The sequence below is a fragment of the Listeria sp. ILCC797 genome (assembly GCF_900186185.1).
Lineage (GTDB): Bacteria > Bacillota > Bacilli > Lactobacillales > Listeriaceae > Listeria > Listeria goaensis.
Map to the genome: position 1 here is coordinate 1 of NZ_FYBS01000013.1, position 16463 is coordinate 16463.

General features: G+C 43.8%; 18 protein-coding genes, 1 rRNA gene and 1 other annotated feature. All 19 genes read left to right on the forward strand.

The genetic code is table 11. The features are described 5' to 3' along the window. Positions 1–8 precede the first annotated feature (8 nt). The 19 genes from rrf to nusG all read left to right on the forward strand — a co-directional run bounded on the left by rrf (position 9) and on the right by nusG (position 16251). A 5S ribosomal RNA gene (gene rrf / locus BN1609_RS12045) occupies positions 9–124 on the forward strand. A gap of 148 nt (positions 125–272) precedes the next feature. Further along, positions 273–731 carry a CtsR family transcriptional regulator gene (locus BN1609_RS12050; protein ID WP_088811022.1) on the forward strand — a complete coding sequence of 153 codons (459 nt, stop codon included), beginning with the start codon at positions 273–275 and terminating at the stop codon, positions 729–731. 16 nt (positions 732–747) lie between these two features. After that, a complete protein-coding gene (locus BN1609_RS12055; protein WP_088839366.1) occupies positions 748–1248 on the forward strand; it encodes a UvrB/UvrC motif-containing protein in 501 nt (166 codons plus the stop codon). Then, a complete protein-coding gene (locus BN1609_RS12060; protein ID WP_088811020.1) occupies positions 1232–2266 on the forward strand; it encodes a protein arginine kinase in 1035 nt (344 codons plus the stop codon). The genes BN1609_RS12055 and BN1609_RS12060 overlap by 17 nt, the downstream gene beginning before the upstream one ends. A 28-nt stretch (positions 2267–2294) precedes the next feature. Beyond that, the gene (locus tag BN1609_RS12065; protein ID WP_088825934.1) at positions 2295–4757 is read left to right on the forward strand and encodes an ATP-dependent Clp protease ATP-binding subunit; all 2463 of its coding nucleotides are present in this window, start codon (positions 2295–2297) and stop codon (positions 4755–4757) included. 141 nt (positions 4758–4898) lie between these two features. Further along, positions 4899–6278, forward strand: a complete 1380-nt coding sequence (gene radA / locus BN1609_RS12070) for a DNA repair protein RadA (protein WP_088825935.1) — start codon at positions 4899–4901, stop codon at positions 6276–6278. Between the two features lie 101 nt (positions 6279–6379). Further along, positions 6380–7459: a PIN/TRAM domain-containing protein gene (locus BN1609_RS12075; RefSeq protein WP_088811017.1), complete on the forward strand. Its 1080-nt coding sequence runs from the start codon at positions 6380–6382 to the stop codon at positions 7457–7459. A gap of 30 nt (positions 7460–7489) precedes the next feature. After that, complete coding sequence (ispD, locus tag BN1609_RS12080; RefSeq protein WP_088811016.1) at positions 7490–8185, forward strand: 2-C-methyl-D-erythritol 4-phosphate cytidylyltransferase; 696 nt, start codon at positions 7490–7492, stop codon at positions 8183–8185. Then, positions 8182–8655, forward strand: coding sequence for a 2-C-methyl-D-erythritol 2,4-cyclodiphosphate synthase (gene ispF / locus BN1609_RS12085; protein ID WP_088840907.1), 474 nt, complete (start codon positions 8182–8184; stop codon positions 8653–8655). The genes ispD and ispF overlap by 4 nt, the downstream gene beginning before the upstream one ends. 15 nt (positions 8656–8670) lie before the next feature. After that, complete coding sequence (gene gltX, locus BN1609_RS12090) at positions 8671–10143, forward strand: glutamate--tRNA ligase (protein WP_088811014.1); 1473 nt, start codon at positions 8671–8673, stop codon at positions 10141–10143. Positions 10144–10255: 112 nt separating this feature from the next. After that, positions 10256–10475, forward strand: a binding site (T-box leader). A 270-nt stretch (positions 10476–10745) separates the two neighbouring features. Beyond that, a complete protein-coding gene (gene epsC, locus BN1609_RS12095) occupies positions 10746–11363 on the forward strand; it encodes a serine O-acetyltransferase EpsC (protein ID WP_088811013.1) in 618 nt (205 codons plus the stop codon). Between the two features lies 1 nt (position 11364). Next, positions 11365–12780 (forward strand): cysteine--tRNA ligase, encoded by a 1416-nt coding sequence (cysS, locus tag BN1609_RS12100; RefSeq protein WP_088811012.1) that lies wholly within the window; start codon positions 11365–11367, stop codon positions 12778–12780. A 3-nt stretch (positions 12781–12783) separates the two neighbouring features. Then, the gene (locus BN1609_RS12105; RefSeq protein WP_088811011.1) at positions 12784–13185 is read left to right on the forward strand and encodes a Mini-ribonuclease 3; all 402 of its coding nucleotides are present in this window, start codon (positions 12784–12786) and stop codon (positions 13183–13185) included. Position 13186: 1 nt separating this feature from the next. Further along, on the forward strand, positions 13187–13933 hold the full coding sequence (gene rlmB, locus BN1609_RS12110) for a 23S rRNA (guanosine(2251)-2'-O)-methyltransferase RlmB (protein WP_088840908.1): 747 nt from the start codon (positions 13187–13189) through the stop codon (positions 13931–13933). Next, the gene (locus BN1609_RS12115) at positions 13930–14442 is read left to right on the forward strand and encodes an NYN domain-containing protein (protein ID WP_088816281.1); all 513 of its coding nucleotides are present in this window, start codon (positions 13930–13932) and stop codon (positions 14440–14442) included. Before rlmB ends, BN1609_RS12115 begins: the two co-directional genes overlap by 4 nt. 91 nt (positions 14443–14533) lie before the next feature. After that, positions 14534–15112 (forward strand): RNA polymerase factor sigma-70, encoded by a 579-nt coding sequence (locus BN1609_RS12120; RefSeq protein WP_088811024.1) that lies wholly within the window; start codon positions 14534–14536, stop codon positions 15110–15112. Positions 15113–15239: 127 nt separating this feature from the next. Beyond that, positions 15240–15389, forward strand: a complete 150-nt coding sequence (rpmG, locus tag BN1609_RS12125) for a 50S ribosomal protein L33 (RefSeq protein WP_007471971.1) — start codon at positions 15240–15242, stop codon at positions 15387–15389. A gap of 20 nt (positions 15390–15409) precedes the next feature. Then, entirely contained in the window at positions 15410–15589 is a 180-nt protein-coding gene (gene secE, locus BN1609_RS12130; RefSeq protein WP_088811008.1) for a preprotein translocase subunit SecE, read from the forward strand. Between the two features lie 128 nt (positions 15590–15717). After that, positions 15718–16251, forward strand: coding sequence for a transcription termination/antitermination protein NusG (gene nusG, locus BN1609_RS12135; RefSeq protein WP_088811007.1), 534 nt, complete (start codon positions 15718–15720; stop codon positions 16249–16251). Positions 16252–16463: the final 212 nt, after the last annotated feature.

Sequence of the window (16463 nt, forward strand, 5' to 3'; positions counted from 1 at the left end):
TTTCATTGTCTGGTAGTTATGGCGAGAAGGTCACACCCGTTCCCATCCCGAACACGGTAGTTAAGCTTCTCTGCGCCGATGGTAGTTGGGGGCTTCCCCCTGTGAGAGTAGGTCGCTGCCGGGCAATTTGGAAGCACTTGGAATTATATTCCAAGTGCTTTTTGTTTGTAAACTTATTTGGGCGTGGAGCTTGCTAGAAGGGGCATTTTTCGTGTATAATTAAAGTCAATTATAGTCAAAGTCAATTTGGACGGCTGGGAAGGAGTATTCGGATGAGAAATATTTCTGATATTATTGAGGCCTACTTGAAGCAAGTTTTAGAATCGAATGAAGCTGTGGAGATTAAGCGGAGTGAAATTGCGAGTAAATTTGAATGTGTTCCTTCGCAAATTAATTATGTTATAAATACGCGTTTTACGATGGAACGTGGCTATATTGTTGAAAGCAAACGTGGCGGAGGCGGTTATATTCGGATTATTAAGGTTCGGATGAATGATAAGGTGCAGCTTTTGGATGCGATTATCGGGATGCTTCGAGATAAGAAGGTGTCACAGGCTTTTTCGGAGGATGTCATTTTACGGCTGTTGGAAGAGGATGTTGTGACGAAAAAAGAAGCGCGTATGATGGTTGCTGCTCTTGATCGCGAGGTTTTAATTATTCCACTACCAGATCGGGATATTTTACGGAGTCGTATTTTGGAAGCGATGCTAGTGGCGTTAAAATACGATTGATTGGGGCGGATGTTGAATGCTATGTGAGAAGTGTGGCAAGAATGAGGCGGTTACGCGAATTCAGGAGTTGCATGCTGATGGGACGATGAGTGTGTATTACTTGTGTGAAGACTGTGCGATTGAAGGTGAAATGGGGCAGTTGGATACTATTAATGATCTTGCGTTAGAGTTTTTATCCCTACTGGAGGAAGTTGCTTCTAAGCATTGTGCGCATTGTGGTTTGGAGTATGCGGCTTTTCAGGAGTCGAAACGTCTTGGTTGTGCGGAATGCTATGAGAGTTTTGCGGAACAGTTGGCTCCGACTTTGAGACGGGTGCAAAATGGGCATGTACGGCATATTGGGAAGGTTCCGAAGATTTTTCAGGAGGAGATGGATACGGCGGTTGTGCTATCTGAACTTTCTGAGCAGCTCCAGAAGATGGTTGAGATGGAACGGTTTGAGGAGGCTGCTAGGCTGCGGGATCAGATTCGAGATTTGAAGTCGAGGAGGGAGAATTTGAATGGGGAAAGCGAATAAGATACTTTTGCCGGTTCTGAGTTCTTGGCTTGACTTGGATGGGGATGATTCGGATGTTGTGATGAGTTCGCGAATTCGAATTGCTCGCAATTTGGCGGAGGAGAAATTTCCTGCTGCGTTTGAAAGTGAGGCGCTTATATCACAGGTTGCTGGTGTTTTAGATGATGATTATGCGCTTTTTAAAATGGCGGACTTGTCGCTTTTGGAACGGGCGCTGCTTGTTGAAAAACATTTGATTAGTCCGTATTTGATGAACAAGAGTAAACTAGGCGCGGTTTTCATAAATGAAGCGGAAAATACAAGTGTGATGATAAATGAGGAGGACCATTTGCGAATTCAATGTATGGAACCGGGGCTTAGGCTTTTTGATGCTCTTGAACGGGCTATGCGTATTGAATCCGAAGTGGAGGACGTGGTGCCCTTTGCGTTTAATCCGGAACTTGGGTTTTTAACCAGTTGTGTGACAAATGTTGGTACTGGGCTGCGTGCTTCGGTTATGGTGCATTTGCCGGGACTTGTTTTGACGAAGCGATTTGGGAAAATGGCGGAAGCGATTAGAAGTGTTGGTTTTGTGGTAAGAGGAATATACGGGGAAGGTAGTGGCTCTCTCGGGCACATTTTTCAGATTTCGAATCAGGTGACACTTGGTAAAACGGAAGAAGAAATTGTGATGGATTTGACGCAGATGATGGAGCAGGTCATTATGCAGGAGCGTGTGAGCAGGACTCATTTGAAGCAGAAATTCCATATTACACTGGAAGACCGTATTTTTAGATCTTTTGGTTTGTTGAAAAATGCGCGTATGCTTACCATGCTGGAAAGTGCGAGCGCCATTTCTGATTTGCATTTAGGTATGGAGCTTGGTATTTTTGAGCATATTACTCGCCAAAAGATAAATGAATTGATACTATTTTCCCAACCAGCTTTCTTACGAAGGGCTGCAGGGCAAGATATGTTAGAGTTAGAAGAAAAAGTTATTCGTGCTTCTGTTATTCGTGACATTTTGCAAGACGTCTAACGGGAAGTGCCTTAAGGAGGAAAACGATATGATGTTTGGCCGGTTTACACAAAGAGCACAAAAAGTACTTGCTTTGTCACAAGAAGAAGCTATGCGTCTAAATCATAACAATTTAGGCACTGAGCATATTTTGCTTGGGCTTGTTCGTGAAGGTGAAGGTATTGCTGCGAAAGCGTTATATGAACTAGGCATTAGTGCTGAAAAGGTTCAACAAGAAGTAGAAGGTTTAATTGGTCAAGGTGAAAAAACAGTGACGACCATTCAATATACACCGCGTGCTAAAAAGGTTATCGAATTATCGATGGATGAAGCGCGCAAACTTGGACACACTTATGTAGGAACAGAACATATTTTACTTGGTTTAATTCGTGAAGGTGAGGGCGTTGCGGCGCGTGTACTTAGCAATTTAGGTGTGAGTTTGAATAAAGCGCGTCAGCAAGTCTTGCAACTTTTAGGCGGCGGGGATAGTGCGGCGTCTGGACGGCAGACGAATACACAGGCGACGCCGACACTTGATAGCTTGGCGCGTGATTTAACAGTGATTGCCCGGGAAGAGAACTTGGATCCGGTTATTGGTCGCGCGAAGGAAATTCAGCGTGTGATTGAAGTATTATCAAGACGGACAAAGAATAACCCCGTTTTAATTGGAGAGCCGGGGGTTGGTAAAACAGCGATTGCTGAGGGGTTGGCGCAGCAAATTGTGCGAAATGAAGTTCCGGAAACACTTCGCGGAAAGCGTGTGATGACGCTTGATATGGGGACTGTTGTTGCGGGTACGAAATATCGTGGTGAGTTTGAAGATCGTTTGAAAAAAGTGATGGATGAGATTCGTCAAGCTGGCAATGTGATTTTATTCATTGATGAGTTGCACACACTGATTGGTGCTGGTGGAGCGGAAGGCGCGATTGATGCTTCGAACATTTTGAAGCCACCTCTTGCTCGTGGGGAGCTCCAATGTATTGGGGCGACGACACTTGATGAGTATCGTAAATATATTGAAAAGGATGCGGCACTTGAAAGACGTTTCCAACCGATTAAAGTGGATGAGCCGAGTGTTGAAGAATCGATTCAAATTTTACACGGCTTGCGGGACCGTTATGAGGCACACCACCGTGTGGCAATTACGGATGAGGCGCTTGATGCGGCTGTTCGCTTGTCGGATCGCTATATTTCCGACCGTTTCTTGCCGGATAAGGCAATTGACGTGATTGATGAAGCAGGTTCGAAAGTGCGTTTAAAAGCGTATACGACACCTTCTGATTTGAAAGAGATGGAGCTTGAACTTGCGGAGCTGAAGAAGGAGAAAGACGCCGCTGTCCAAGGTCAAGAGTTTGAAAAAGCGGCATCATTCCGCGACCGTGAGCATAAACTTCGGAAAGCTTTGGAAGAAGAAAAGCTTAGTTGGAAGGAAAAACAAGGCCGAGATAACAGTCAAGTAACAGAAGATGTGGTGGCGGAAGTTGTAGCGAGCTGGACTGGAATTCCGGTTATGAAACTAGCGGAAACGGAAACAGATAAGCTGCTAAACATGGAAAAATTACTGCACGAACGTGTGATTGGGCAAGACGAAGCGGTTAAAGCTGTGTCACTTGCGGTTAGACGTGCTCGTGCAGGGTTAAAAGATCCGAAACGCCCAATTGGGTCATTTATTTTCCTAGGTCCGACTGGGGTTGGGAAGACGGAATTAGCACGCGCGCTTGCTGAATCGATGTTTGGTGATGAGGATGCGATGATTCGCGTGGATATGTCGGAATACATGGAGAAATTCTCGACGGCACGATTAGTTGGGGCACCGCCTGGCTATGTCGGCTATGAGGAAGGCGGACAATTGACGGAAAAAGTTCGTCAAAAACCGTATTCTGTTGTTCTTTTAGATGAAATTGAAAAAGCGCATCCAGATGTGTTCAATATGTTATTGCAAGTTTTGGATGATGGTCGTTTAACAGATTCGAAAGGTAGAGTTGTTGATTTTCGTAATACGGTTATCATTATGACTTCCAATATTGGAGCGCAAGAAATGAAAGTGGATAAATCGATGGGCTTTAACGTTACTGATGTGACGAAGGACCATAAGGCGATGGAACATCGGGTCTTGCAGGAACTTAAAAAGGCGTTTCGCCCAGAGTTTATTAATCGGATTGATGAAACCATTGTCTTCCATTCGCTAACGGAAAAAGAATTGAAGCAAATTGTAACGCTGTTAACTGGGCAGCTTACAAGCCGGTTAGCGGAGCGTGACATCCACGTAAAACTGACAGACGGTGCGAAGTCTAAGATTGCGAAGGAAGGCTATGATCCGGAATACGGGGCGCGGCCGTTAAAACGTGCGATTCAAAAAAGTATCGAGGACCGCCTTTCAGAAGAGCTTTTGCGTGGTAATGTTCAGGTTGGGGATACAATTGAGATTGGCGTAAAAGATGGTGAGTTTGAGGTTCGTAAAAAGGATGCTAAAAAGAAGAAGGTAACAGCTAAAAAAGCAAAAGTAAAATAAGGCGTAAAGGCTTTTTTCGCGGGGAATCCGTGAGAAAAGCCTTTTTTTGAGGTGTCACAAACTTGAAAATACTTTTTTCACCAAAAAGAATATGCGTTCGTTTGTTCTATGTTACAATGGATTAGGTGGAGGGTGAGAATTATGGCAAAAGCGAGAAGAACAACTAAATTTGTCTGTGGCTCTTGTGGTTACGAGTCGCCAAAATGGATGGGGAAATGCCCAAATTGCGGAGAATGGAACCAAATGGTGGAGGCGCTCGAACCATCGAAGAAAGCGACAAGACAGACGTTTACACATACGGGTGAGGCGTCTAAGGCGACTAAAATTACGGATGTTGTGAGTGAACTGGAGAAACGCGTGCAAACGAATATGCCAGAGCTAAATCGTGTGCTTGGCGGCGGTGTGGTCGTTGGCTCGATGGTTTTAGTTGGCGGGGACCCTGGAATTGGGAAATCAACGCTTCTTTTGCAAGTTTCGGCGGCACTAACTTTGGCTGGAAAACGCGTGCTTTATATTTCTGGTGAGGAATCAGTTAAGCAGACGAAGCTTCGTGCAGAACGGCTCCATGTTTCAGGCGACAATTTATATGTATACGCGGAAACGAACTTGGAAGCCATTCAAGAAACGATTAATTTTATTGAACCGGATTTTGTTATTATTGATTCCATTCAAACGGTGTATCATCCGGATGTTACGAGTGCGGCGGGTAGCGTGTCACAAGTAAGAGAATCAACGGCCGCATTAATGCGGGTTGCGAAATTGCAAAATATTACAGTGTTTATTGTGGGGCACGTTACGAAAGAAGGCGCAATAGCTGGGCCTAGACTTCTTGAACATATGGTAGATACGGTGCTTTATTTTGAAGGTGAACGTCATCACGCTTACCGAATTTTACGCGCGGTCAAAAACCGGTTTGGCTCTACGAATGAAATTGGGATTTTTGAGATGCGTGATGTGGGGCTTGTTGAGGTTCAGAATCCTTCTGAAGTGTTTTTGGAGGAGCGGCTTGAGAATGCTTCTGGCTCTACAGTTGTGGCTTCCATGGAGGGAACAAGGCCGGTTCTTGTGGAAATTCAAGCACTTGTGTCTCCAACGATGTTTGGGAACGCGAAACGAATGGCAACGGGGCTTGATTACAATAAAGTGTCACTTATTATGGCGGTTCTTGAAAAACGAGTTGGTTTGCTTTTGCAAAATCAAGATGCGTATTTAAAAGCGGCGGGTGGCGTTAAATTAGATGAGCCAGCTGTAGATTTAGCTATTGCGGTAAGTATCGCTTCAAGCTATCATGATCGTCCGACAAACAGTACGGACTGCTTTATTGGGGAGCTTGGACTTACGGGTGAAGTGCGCCGTGTTGCACGAATTGAGGAACGTGTGAAGGAAGCGGCGAAGCTTGGATTTAAACGCATTTTTGTGCCAGCGAATAACCGTTTGGAAATTAAAATGCCGAGTGGTGTTTCAATTATTGCAGTTGAAACGATTGCAGAAGCGTTAAAGAAAGCCTTGCCGAAATCTTAAGCTTTCTTTTAAGGAGAAAATTTGCGGGTTGTCTGTTTCATGGTGTAAAATGAAAGATGTATGAAGCAACGCACAAATATGAAATGAAGGGAGGAAAAAAGATGCTGAAATGGGTAATTAGAGCTTGTTTTGTTTTACTTGGTGGTACAGCGGGTGTTTTTATTTTGCCAGCCGTTTACGCGAAAATGGGTTTGGCAGACCACTTATGGCTTAATAATCCTTATGCCAATGCTTTTGTTGGTGCAATTATATTTTATCTTATTACTTTTTGGGCGGTGAAATATATAGAAGCCGCACTTAATTGGCTTGAGGAAAGATTAACAAAGATTTCGAGTGTGACCATTGTATACGGGGGACTAGGCCTGATTATTGGGCTGGTTATTGCATTTTTTGCAGGCAATGCGTTCAGTCAAACAAGGATTCCAATTATCAATTCGGTTGTGCCGATCGTTTTAACGCTTGTTTTGGGCTACCTTGGTTTTCGTGTGGGGATTAGTCGGCGGAATGAGCTAGGGACGCTGTTTTCTGGGAAAAATGTACGTAAGAAAGCGGCGGATTCGGCTGGTAGAGAAACTCAAAATAGCGACTCGATGGACTATAAAATTCTAGATACGAGTGTTATAATTGATGGGCGCATCGCGGATATTTTAATGACAGGATTTTTAAATGGCGTGATTGTGATACCGCTGTTTGTTTTGGCAGAACTGCAACATATTGCTGACTCCTCGGATACGTTAAAACGGACTCGTGGTCGCCGTGGGCTGGATATTTTAAATCGTATTCAGAAGGAAGATAAGATTAAAGTTGAAATGTATGAAGGCGACTTTGAAGAAATTCCGGAAGTGGACAGTAAACTGGTTAAGCTGGCTAAAATAATGGGTGGCACGGTTGTAACGAATGATTACAATTTGAATAAGGTTTGCGAATTTCAGAATGTACCGGTGTTAAATATTAATGATTTGGCGAATGCGGTTAAACCGGTTGTTTTACCAGGCGAAAAAATGACAGTTCTTGTCGTGAAAGATGGCAAGGAGCATAATCAAGGCGTGGCGTATTTAGATGATGGCACGATGATTGTTGTGGAAGACGGGCGTAAATTTATGAATGAAACGATTGAAGTTGAGGTTACAAGTGTACTTCAGACGTCGGCAGGAAGAATGATTTTTGCAAAACCAAATTGATATTTGGATATTAGGCAGGAGTTAGTGTGAATGAACTATGAACTGATTTTTTTAGCGGCTGGGCAAGGAAAACGGATGAATGCCAAGCGAAATAAAATGTGGCTAGAGTTATTTGATGAGCCGATTTTTGTGCATGCTTTAAAGCCGTTTTTGGCTGATAGCCGCTGTAGTCATATTGTAATTGTTTGTCAGGCGGAGGAAACGGGTTTGGTGAGCGCGGCGCTTGGAAATCTTGAGTTAGCTGATACGTTTGTTGAAGTTGTGGCTGGGGGAACTGAACGGCAGTATAGTGTCAGGAATGGGTTAGCCAAATGTGACGCGGAGCAAATTGTTCTTGTCCATGATGGTGCTAGACCTTTTGTGACGCTTGATATTGTGGACCGGTTGCTTGATGCAGTTTCTGAAAAAGATGCTAGCATTTGTGCGGTGAAGGTGAAAGATACGGTGAAACGTGTTTCGCTTGGCCTAGTTCGAGAGACGGTTGATCGGGAAAATCTTTGGCAAATTCAGACGCCGCAAGCTTTTAAGTCATCGCTTTTAAAAGAGGCGCACGAGAAGGCGTTCGCGGAAGGCTTTCTTGGAACAGATGAAGCGAGTCTTGTTGAGCGTCTTTCTGCCCCGATAAGTGTTGTGGAAGGTAGTTATTACAACATTAAGTTGACAACGCCTGAGGATATGCCGCTTGCGAAGGCGATTTTTGGTGAGATGGGAGGGAATGTTAGATGATTCGAATTGGTCAGGGCTATGATGTGCATCAGCTTGTGGCGGGTAGGAAGCTGATTATTGGTGGGATTGAGATTCCATATGAGAAGGGCTTACTTGGGCATAGTGATGCGGATGTGTTGCTTCATACGGTGACGGATGCGATTATTGGTGCTGTGGCTAGGCGTGATATTGGGCATTTCTTCCCGGATACGGATATGGCTTATAAGGATGCGGATTCGGCTGAGCTTTTGCTTAAAGTGTGGCAAGAGGTTAAGGCGGAAGGATACAAGTTATCCAATTTAGATTGTACGATTATTGCTGAGAAGCCAAAAATGGCGCCTTATGTGGATGCTATGAAAATACGGGTTGCGGAGCTTTTAGATGCTTCGCCGTCAGATGTGAATGTGAAAGCGACGACGACGGAAAAATTAGGTTTTACGGGTCGTGGCGAAGGAATAGCGAGTTTAGCGGTTGTACTGCTTGAAAAGTAAAAGGAGTGAATAGTTTTGGTTGAAAATAAGAAGGTTCGTGTACGGTATGCGCCAAGTCCAACTGGTTTTTTGCATATTGGGAATGCGCGTACGGCACTTTTTAATTATTTATTTGCAAGACATAATGATGGGGACTTTGTGATTCGTATTGAGGATACGGATTTAAAGCGTAACGTCTGGGACGGCGAGGAAAGCCAACTTAGAAATTTGAAATGGCTTGGGATTGACTGGGATGAAGGCATTGATAAGCCAGGTAAGTACGGACCGTATCGCCAGTCGGAACGTAAAGCGATTTATGATCCACTTTTGGAACAGCTTTTAGAAGAAGGTAAGGCGTATAAGTGTTATTGTACGGAGGAAGAACTCGAGGCGGAACGCGAGGCGCAAAAAGCACGTGGTGAAATGCCACGTTACGGCGGGAAATGTCGCCATCTAACTGATGCTGAACGTGCTGAAAAAGAAGCAGCAGGGCTAAAACCGAGCATTCGTTTTGCTGTGCCAGAAAATGAGACGATTACATTTAATGATATGGTAAAAGATGATGTTTCTTTTGATACGAATGGCATTGGCGACTTTGTTATTGGGAAAAAAGATGGTATGCCAACGTATAATTTTGCGGTGGCTGTGGATGACCACTTGATGGAAATGACGCATGTTCTTCGCGGTGATGACCATATTTCCAATACGCCGAAACAAATTATGATTTATGATGCGTTTGGTTGGGAAGCACCAATTTTTGGTCATATGACGCTGATTGTTAATGAAAGTAGACGCAAACTCAGCAAGCGTGATGGTTCAATCATTCAGTTCATTGAGCAGTATCGCGACTTAGGCTATCTTCCAGAAGCGCTATTTAACTTTATTGCGATGCTTGGATGGTCGCCAGAGGGTGAGGAAGAAATTTTCTCGAAGGAAGAATTTATTAAAATTTTCGACCCGAATCGGCTTTCGAAATCGCCGGCACTCTTTGATACAAACAAATTGACGTGGGTGAACAACCAATACGTGAAGAAGCTACCGCTAAACGATGTGGTCGAACTTTCTTTACCACACTTGCAAAAAGCGGGCGTGGTGCCTGAGCAATTGGATGCGGAAGAACTAGAATGGGTACACAAATTGGTGTCGCTATATCATGAACAAATGAGTTATGGCGCGGAAATCGTGGGCTTGACGGAAATGTTCTTTGCGGATGCTGGCCAATTGAATTTCGACGAGGAAGAACAGGCGGTGCTAGCTGAGGATACGGTGCCGGTTGTCATTCGTGCCTTCGCAAATGAGGTGGCAAGTTTGGATCCGTTCGTGGCGGATGAAGTCAAAGCGGCCATCAAACGCGTGCAAAAGGAAACTGGTGTGAAAGGAAAAGGCCTCTTCATGCCGATTCGTATTGTCGCAACTGGTGAGATGCACGGCCCTGAATTGCCGCTTGCGATTGAAGTTTTGGGCAAGGAAAAGGTTTTAAGTCGTCTAAATGGCTGGCTGAAAAAATAAACTGAAAGGACGTTGTGAGGCAGAAGCGCCTCCGCGTTCTTTTTGCTTTATTCCCAAATAATAATGGTTGCGATTCTCGTTTTTGTTGTTATAATAGAAGTACTATAGTTGTCCGAAAACGGTGATGGGAAGAAGTACGGAGTTGCGCGCTTACAGAGAGAGCCATGTTGCTGCGATTGGCTTAGCTCAACAACTCCTGAAATGCATCCCTGAGTTCTAGTGGGAAATGCGAAGAGTATCACTAGACGTCAACAGGTCGTTACCCCTGTATACAAGGTGGGGCTTGATATTTCAAGCCCAATCAGAGTGGAACCGCGCAAGACGTCTCTGTATGGGGGTGTCTTTTTGTTTGGGCTCTTACGGGCTAAGCCCGTTAGAGCCCAAATATAAGAACGAGCAAAGCGAGTTGTTAATCCAAGGTTTTAACCTTACGGGCTAAGCCCGTTAGAGCCCAAATATAAGAACGAGCAAAGCGAGTTGTTAATCCATGCAGTGAAACTAAAAGGGCTAAGCCCGCATGAAGACTACACGTGCATGAGCGAAAGCGAGTTCAGACCCACAAACGCCCCCAAAAAAATCCCAACCCAATGGAGGAACTGAAAATGGCAAGGAAATTTATAGAGGATTTAGATACTGTCATCAAAAATGACCCGGCGACGCGCAAAAGAATCGATGCTTTTTTCACAAATGCAGGGGTCCACGCTATCTGGATTTACCGTGTGGCACACTTTTTCTATCAACATAATATGATTGTGTTGTCGAAGATGCTATCACAATTTGCGCGGTTTATGACAAATATTGAAATTCACCCTGGGGCTGTGATTGGCAGACGCTTGTTTATTGACCACGGGGCGGGGGTTGTCATTGGGGAGACGGCTGAACTTGGAACGGACGTGATTTTGTTTCATGGCGTTACACTTGGCGGGACGGGAAAAGATACAGGGAAGCGGCATCCGACGGTTCGAAACGGGGTGCTGATTTCAGCGGGCGTTAAAATACTTGGGCCTGTTGAAGTTGGTACGGAAGCAAAAATAGGGGCTGGAGCTGTTGTTTTAAAGGATGTTCCACCGTGTGCGACAGTAGTCGGAATTCCTGCAAAAGTGGTGCGGCTAAACGGGCGCACAGTGGCGCATACAGAGCCAAACTTGGAAAGCCTTTTTGAAAGAATCGAACAGTTAGAAGAAAAAATAGCGAAATTTGAACGAGGAGCTGGTGAATAAGATGTCTTTGCAAATTTATAATACGTTGACGCGTGAAAAGGAGATTTTCAAACCGATAAATGATGGGAAAGTAAAAATGTATGTCTGCGGACCGACTGTGTACAACTATATCCACATTGGGAATGCGCGGCCGATTATTGTGTTTGACACGGTGCGCCGGTATTTCACGTATCGCGGGTATGATGTGCAGTTTGTATCGAATTTCACGGATGTGGATGATAAGTTGATTCGCGCGGCGGAGGAGCTCAAGCTTACGGTTCCGGAAGTGGCGGATAAATTTATTGGCGCGTATTTTGATGATGTCGACCAGCTAAACGTGGCGAAAGCGACGGTGAATCCTCGTGTGACGGAAAATATGGATGAAATTATTGATTTTATTTCGGCACTCATTGAAAAGGGCTTTGCGTATAAGTCTGGCGGGGACGTGTATTACCGCACGAAAAAATTTGATGGCTACGGGAAATTATCGCATCAGCCGCTGACGGAGCTTCAGATGGGCGCGCGAATTGAGGCGAATGAATTGAAAGAAGACCAGCTTGATTTTGTTCTTTGGAAAAGTGCGAAACCAGGCGAGATTTTTTGGGAGAGTCCGTTTGGCAAGGGGCGTCCGGGCTGGCATATTGAGTGCTCGACGCTTGCACGCAAATATTTAGGCGACACGATTGATATCCACGCAGGCGGTCAAGATTTGATTTTCCCACATCATGAGGATGAAATTGCGCAATCGGAAGCGTTAACGGGCAAAACTTTTGCGAATTACTGGATGCATAACGGCTTTTTAAACATTGATGGGGAAAAAATGTCGAAGTCGCTTGGGAATTTTATTACGCTACATGACGTTTTAGAGGACCATGACCCGAATGTGATTCGGTTTTTCATGCTTTCTGTTCATTACCGCAGACCGATTTCGCTTAGCGATGCGACACTAAATGATGCGGAAAATGGGCTTGAACGCCTGCGGACGACGTATCACAATTTGGACTACCGGATTCAGTCGGTGGAGGAAGATTTTAGCGACGCGGAGCACAAAGAAGAATGGCTTGAGCAACTTACGGAGCTAAAAATGCAATTTGAAGATGAAATGGACGATGATTTCAATACGGCGAATGCGATTACAGCTTTTCATGAGCTTGCTAAACGCGCGAATATTTATTTGACACGTGACCACGTTTCGGTGACTGTTTTACGTGAGTTTTATAGCATGATGCGTTTGTTTGCAGAAGTTTTAGGGGTTCGCCTTGCGGGAACTTCGGCAGCCACGCTTGATGACGCTGAAATTGATGCCCTCATTGAGGAACGCTTACAAGCACGAAATGAGCGAAACTTCGCGCGCGCCGATGAAATTCGTGATTTGCTCAAAGAAAAAGAGATTATTTTGGAAGACACAGCACACGGTACGCGCTGGAAACGAGGGTAAGAAATGGCGAAGGTGAAAGACTACAAACAGCTGAACGGCCTTGCGCTCGCGTACATGGGCGATGCGGTTTACGAGCAACATATTCGGCTCTACTTATTAAAACTAGGGAAAACAAAACCCAATCAGTTGCAAAAAAAAGCGACGGAATTTGTTTCGGCGAAAGGGCAGGCAAAAGTTTTAAACACGCTCTTAGAACGCGGCTTTTTAACGGAAGACGAAACGGCTGTTTATAAACGTGGTCGCAATGCGAAATCCTACTCGCTACCTAAAAACACAGATGCGGCGACATACAATTTATCGAGCGCATTTGAGGCGGTCATTGGTTATTTGTATTTGGGTGAGGAAGAAAATCGGCTTATGGAATGGCTAGATGCGGCAGTTCAGATTATCGAGGAGGGGAACTAATATGGAACAAAATGAAGAATGGATTGGCGGCAGAAACCCTGTACTCGAAGTGCTCCGTTCAGGTCGCGACATTCATAAAATTATTATTTCAGAAGGCTCGCAAAAAGGAGTCATGAAACAAATTATTGGCCTTGCCAAAGAGCGACACGTGGAAGTGCGTTTTGTCCCAAAAGCAAAGGTTGATAAAGTAGTACCGGGTTCAAATCAAGGTGTGGCGGCGCAAATTGCGGCGTATCGCTACTTTGAGTTAGAAGATTTATTTCGCGCAGCGGAACAAAAAGATGAGTTGCCATTTTTCATTATTCTTGATGAACTGGAAGATCCACATAACTTGGGCTCGATTATGCGTACAGCTGATTCTGTAGGGGCGCACGGGATTATTATTCCGAAACGCCGTTCAGTAAGCTTGACGCAAACAGTGGCGAAGGCTTCAACAGGTGCGATTGAATATGTTCCCGTTGTGCGCGTGACGAACATTACGAAAACGATGGAAGACTTGCAAAAAAGAGGTTTATGGATTTTTGGTACGGATGCGTCTGGCAGCAGTGACTACCGCACGATGGATGCGGATTTGCCGCTCGCGTTTGTGATAGGCAGTGAAGGCCGCGGAATGAGTCGCCTTGTGCGCGAAAAATGTGACTTCCTGATTCACTTGCCAATGGTCGGAAAAGTAACGTCTTTAAATGCATCGGTCGCAGCTAGTATTTTGCTCTATGAAGTTTATAGGAAGAGAAATCCACTGGAATGAACCGCGTTTTGCTGGTTGATGGCTATAATGTAATCGGTGCATGGCCTGAACTTGCTCGTCTAAAAGATTATGACCTCGAAGCAGCCAGAAATACTCTTATCGCCTGGATGGCGGAATACAAAAGTTATACAGGCTACCGCGTAGTAATCGTATTTGATGCACAATATGTGCGCAAAGTGGAGCGGAAAATAACACGAAATAAAGTAGAAATTGTTTTTACAAAAGAAGATGAGACTGCGGACGAATATATTGAACGAAAAGCAATTGAATGGAAAAACGCTAAAACGCAAATTATGGTCGCAACAAGTGATTATACGGAGCAGTGGGCGATTTTTGGGCAAGGCGCGTTACGAATTTCCTCACGCGAATTGCTTTTTGAAATTCAAGAAATGAGCCGTACAATTGACCGGAAAATGAAACGGATTCGTGCCGAAATGCCAAAATCAAAGCTGGATTTAGATTCTGAAACAATAAAACGCTTAGAAATGTGGCGCAGAGGCGAAAAATAAAGGTTGACGATGCGGGAGTGAACTCTGTATAATAAAGCAAAATCTTTAGCAAAGGAGCCAAATCGAATTGACGAAAGAACAAAATCAGGAAATGGATTTGCTGACACTTGCTAGAGGAGGAAACACGGAAGCGCTTGAATATTTCTTTGATAAGTATCAAAGCGTGGTTTACTGGAAAGCGACCCAATATTTTTTGCAGGGTGCCGACCGTGAAGATTTAATTCAAGAAGGCATGATTGGGCTTTTTAAAGCTATTCGGGATTACAATCCGGAGAAAGCGGCTTCGTTTAAATCATTTGCAGAAATTTGTATTAATAGGCAGCTTTTATCGGCGGTCAAGCGCGGGGCACGAAAGAAAAATAATCCGCTTAATCAATCGATTTCTCTTGACACACCAATGAGCTCGGACGATGAGCTAGACTGGACGCTCATCGATGTCATCTCGGAAAAGCAAGCGGAAACCCCGGAAGATTTTTTAATCAAAAATGAAGATTTTACAAATGTTGCAAAGAAGCTCGAGGCGCTCACGAGTGAATTCGAGCGAAATGTTTTGAAGCAGTATTTAGAGGGAAAAAGTTATCATGAAATGGCGGTAGCTTTTAAGGTGAAGGAGAAAGCAATCGATAATGCTTTGCAGCGCATCAAACGAAAGATGACGAAAGACTTATGAACGGCTTTATGGCGGTTTTGTCACAAAAATTCGTTTGACTTGAACTTTATGAGATGATATATTTATAGAGATGCAAAGTCTTCTAATAAGACTACGCAAATGAGAGTAGCGGAGTTGACAGAAGCATATGAAGAAAAAAACATCACTTGCTTGTAGCGAGTGCGGTTCAAGAAATTATTCAATTAGTGCCAGTGGTTCGCATAAACAAGTTCGTTTAGAGGTTAAGAAATTTTGCCGGCACTGTAATAAACACACTTTACATCGAGAAACAAAATAGTTTTAATTGGAGGTTTAAACATGTCTGCGATTTCAAGATTTTTTAAAAACGTGACGTCTGAAATGCGAAAAGTGACTTGGCCAACTAGAAAAGAATTGACAAGTTACACGGTAACAGTTGTCATTACGGTTATTTTATTTGCTGTATTCTTTATGCTGTTAGACTTTGGAATTGAACAGCTTATTCAACTTATTCTGTAATGCTGGGCAATTTTAAAAATTAATGGTATAATACTACTTGTGATGAAACCCGAGTGAATCCGGGTTTTTTGTTTTGGCTGAATCGAAAACAAAGGAGGATGGTGACAAAAGGTGTCGCCAACTAACAAATGGAAAAAAATTGGTATGTCGTCCACACTTACTCGGGCTATGAAAATAAAGTAAAAGCTAACTTGGAAAAACGTGTTGAATCAATGGGCATGTCGGATAAAATCTTCCGCGTTATTGTCCCAGAAGAAGATGAAACAGAAGTGAAAAATGGTAAAACAAAAACGATTAAACGTAAAGTATTCCCAGGTTATGTGCTTGTTGAAATCGTGATGACAGATGACTCTTGGTACGTTGTTCGTAATACACCGGGCGTTACGGGATTCGTTGGTTCCGCTGGTTCAGGCTCAAAACCAACAGCCCTTTTACCTGAAGAAGCTGATCGCATTCTGAAGAGCATGGGCATGATGGATAAACTGCTTGATGCTGACTTTGAAATTGGTGAAACGGTTATGGTTAAAGAAGGTCCGTTTGCTGATTACTCTGGTAAAGTCGACGAAATGGATATGGATAAAGGTAAAGCAAAAGTTATGGTCAACATGTTCGGTCGGGAAACTCCGGTTGAAGTTGATTTCAATCAGATTGAGAAAATTTAATTGGAAGGCGCAGTTCCGTTTTGGAGCTGTGTTTTTTTGTTAAAAAATAATGTTTTTGACGTAACCGTGAAAATTTATGAAAAAATTTTCTAAACTGTAGTTTTTTTATCGAAAATTAGCTAAAAAAGTTTTTGCAATCCGTTGTAAGATTATTTGTGAAGGTAGTGAATGAAAAAGGAGGGAAATAAGTTTTAAAGGAGTTCACTAAATAA